Below are 3,052 nucleotides of genomic sequence, written 5' to 3'. Positions count from 1 at the left end.
GCGGATGATTAACTCTACTGAAACAAAATGACCTTAATTTACCTGATTTTTTAAATCTTGGTCGTCCTCCATGTTTACCAGTTTTATCAGGTATTAACCAACACTTCCAAGCTTGATCTAGTCTTTGCAAATTAATTTGCTGGACTTCGTATGGAGATTTCTTTGTAGTCAGGAAATAGCTTGTTTGTCTGTTTAAGTGCTGATTGCTGAAAATAATAATCTGGTCTACTGGGAATCTCAGCAATAGGACATGAAACTATTGAGCAACGGTCAGTTTGACATTTGGTTCTATGCAACCAGTCTAGTCTTTGACCTAGGGCGTAATTCCAATGCCTTCGTAAAAGTTTTAGCCAATAATCAATTTTGGCTGACTGTTCACAAGTGGGCTTAATTTTGTAGCAATGAGTAATTATCATAATTTTTATACTACTCTTTATTGCTATATTTGAACATCAATCGACACCTGTTTAATTTACCACAGGCAATTCCCTTCCCGTTAAATCGGAGATTATAACGGAGGACTTCTTGCCGAATCTTTTTGGATTATAACCCAACAAACTCAGAATATTTATTAGTTTTTCTCTATTGGGAACTTAGCTAATGATTGAACGTCTCTAATTTTTCTGTTTTTTTGGAGATTTCAATTTGCAACTTTAAAAATTGGAAGGACATATAATTAAATTTACTTTGGATTTTTTCTAAAACCAAAGGGAATATTTTAATATACTTTGAAATTATTGTCGATTTAATTCGACTGAATTTTAATTCCTCTAGATTTATTTGGTAATTGGATTAAAGGATATTCTGGATTTTTCAGATCGATATAGGCAATTCGGCGAGCATCAATTTTATTTGGTAATTCTCGCATTTGGTCTAGAACATTTAATTGTTCGCTAAATCGAGAACTGTACTGTCCTAGATGAACTATTCCCAGTTCAGTCGTTAGAATTAAGTTTCCTGGATCTTGCCAATTAATCTCGAACACTTTAACAGGGCTAAGACTTAGGCTTTGGTATAGCAGATGCCAATATTTACGATACTGTTCAGTAAAACCAATTACTTTTAGAGTAGGTAAAGATTGAGTTCTTTCTAGAGCAGAAAAACTTTCTAGGGGGATCCAATTCCCTTCGGCATCTAACCACCCCATTTTTTGTGAGTTACCAGCACCTACTTTACTCTTCAGTTGAGTAATTGCCACAGGACGTCTCTCTGTAATCTCAATCTTTAAACTGAGAGGAAATAACTGCCGACTAATTTTTGCCCGGGCAATTGGGCCGTGGGACTCTAAATTTTTAGCTAGTACCTGTGGTTTAATTTTCCAAAGAGACTGAGGATACTCTAAAGGAATTAGAGATAATATTGCTCGGTCTGAAAGTAATTGATTACCTTCTACACTTAACTGTTCCTGTTTAGTTATGAGCCAAATGGGCTGAGTAATTGCCCAGAGCAAAGTTCCTGCTAAACCACCAACTGCTAGTATTTGCCATATTATAACTACTAATCTTAATCGTCTTTGACGCAGCAATGTTTGTCGCCGACTTGACAAATCTGATCGAGAAACCGATGCAATACCATTAGCCATTATATTTATTTACTCACTAATTAGTTAATATTTTTAATGCTACCCTACACAATTATCATTTTGATTTAATCACTTATACAAATATTATTTTAGTTGTGAGATATTTGAGATTTTCAGCAAGCAGGTAAAAGTTAAATGGTCGCCGATGATTGATAATTTATAGAATCCCTAACCGTATCTTTTCCTAAAAAGATTATACTAATGAGCGATATAGCTGCCGCACTTGCTCCGCCAACGCCAACGCCGCATGAGAAAATGCGGTATTCAAGCAGTTTAACAGACTTTGAATGGGTTCTGATTGAACCATTATTACCAAAAAAGAAGAAAACTTATCCTACAAAATGGAGCAACAGAGAAATCTTAGATGGTATCTTATATCAATTAAAGAATGGTTGTAACTGGTGTGATCTACCCTGCATATTTACCACCCTATTCAACTGTATTTTGGCACTACAAGCAGTGGCGAGCATCAGGGGTGACCCTTGAAGATTAGAGATGTATTGCATCTGTGTTGTACGTCAACAGGTAAAAAAAAGCCAGATGGACAACTTTAATCATCATTGATTCACTTATCTGTAAAAAATACCTGTAATGCTAGTATCAAGTCCAAGGGATTCTGTTTTTACAAGGCTACCAACGGAATTAAAAGACCGGAACGCAGTTGATAGTCTCGGTTTTCCTTCTTGCTCCGTCCTTACTCTGAGGAAACCTCAGAGCGGGCGGTGCGCTTTTTTTACTTATTGCACCAAAGCCAATGTATCTGACGATCAGGGATTAATAGAAATGTTGTCAGATAACATTGATTACTTTAAGTCCAAACCTGTTAACCCATACTAAAATTACTATCTTACTTGACAATGGATATCCCATACGAAAAAATAGCACAGGAGTTAAAGAAAATTTATCCAGCAATTATGACCAAGATTCGGTTTAAACTATCACCAAAACCTTCACAGGTGGAGAAAAAACAGCAAGGAAAAACAGGATTTGTTCCCGTCAAGGCCAGGTGGGTCATCGTGCATAACCAACTCTTGGATGGAAAGGTGTAAAAGCTTGACTAAAAATTTTGTTTGCGCAGCATTCCGCAGGAAAAGAACTCTGGAAAATGCCACAGCCAAGATTAATCTTTGTTTTATTCGACTGATGCTTAAGAGGTTGGCGATCGCGACTTAGTATAACCTTTCCCTCAAAAGATACGATCAGGGGCTATCAACAGTATTAAAATAATTGGATAAAAATCGACATTATTAGACATTTCTTGTGATATACTAGATTTATGTCTAACTTATTAACTATATCTGAAGCAGCAGAACTGCTAGGAGTGTCAACCAAAACAATCAGACGATGGGAAGCTGAAGGACGGCTAAATTCAAGCCGTACCGAAGGAGGTCATCGACGGTTTACAGTATCTGATTTAATAGGCAACAAACAAGATAATTCTTTGACCGTGGCCTATGCTAGAGTCAGCAG

At 36.6% G+C, this 3,052-nt stretch carries 5 protein-coding genes; 3 read left to right on the top strand and 2 right to left on the bottom strand.

Translation table 11 applies throughout. The features are described from left to right. Positions 1-131: 131 nt before the first annotated feature. Positions 132-416, bottom strand: a complete 285-nt coding sequence (locus tag F6K27_RS32750; RefSeq protein WP_124154438.1) for a helix-turn-helix domain-containing protein — start codon at positions 414-416, stop codon at positions 132-134. 329 nt (positions 417-745) lie between these two features. Further along, entirely contained in the window at positions 746-1,582 is an 837-nt protein-coding gene (locus F6K27_RS32745; protein WP_124144941.1) for a cell division protein FtsQ/DivIB, read from the bottom strand. Positions 1,583-1,783: 201 nt separating this feature from the next. On the opposite strand from F6K27_RS32745, the gene F6K27_RS32740 reads away from it, so the two are divergent. The 3 genes from F6K27_RS32740 to F6K27_RS32730 all read left to right on the top strand — a co-directional run. Then, entirely contained in the window at positions 1,784-2,068 is a 285-nt protein-coding gene (locus F6K27_RS32740; RefSeq protein ID WP_287280119.1) for a transposase, read from the top strand. Positions 2,069-2,439: 371 nt separating this feature from the next. Then, the gene (locus F6K27_RS32735; protein ID WP_287280117.1) at positions 2,440-2,631 is read left to right on the top strand and encodes a hypothetical protein; all 192 of its coding nucleotides are present in this window, start codon (positions 2,440-2,442) and stop codon (positions 2,629-2,631) included. 227 nt (positions 2,632-2,858) lie between these two features. After that, on the top strand, positions 2,859-3,052 hold a 194-nt coding region (locus tag F6K27_RS32730; RefSeq protein ID WP_287280116.1), incomplete at its 3' end, for a recombinase family protein.

Origin of the sequence: Okeania sp. SIO2F5 (assembly GCF_010692685.1) — a bacterium.
GTDB lineage: Bacteria > Cyanobacteriota > Cyanobacteriia > Cyanobacteriales > Microcoleaceae > Okeania > Okeania hirsuta.
This window is presented reverse-complemented; position numbering and strand designations above follow the sequence as displayed.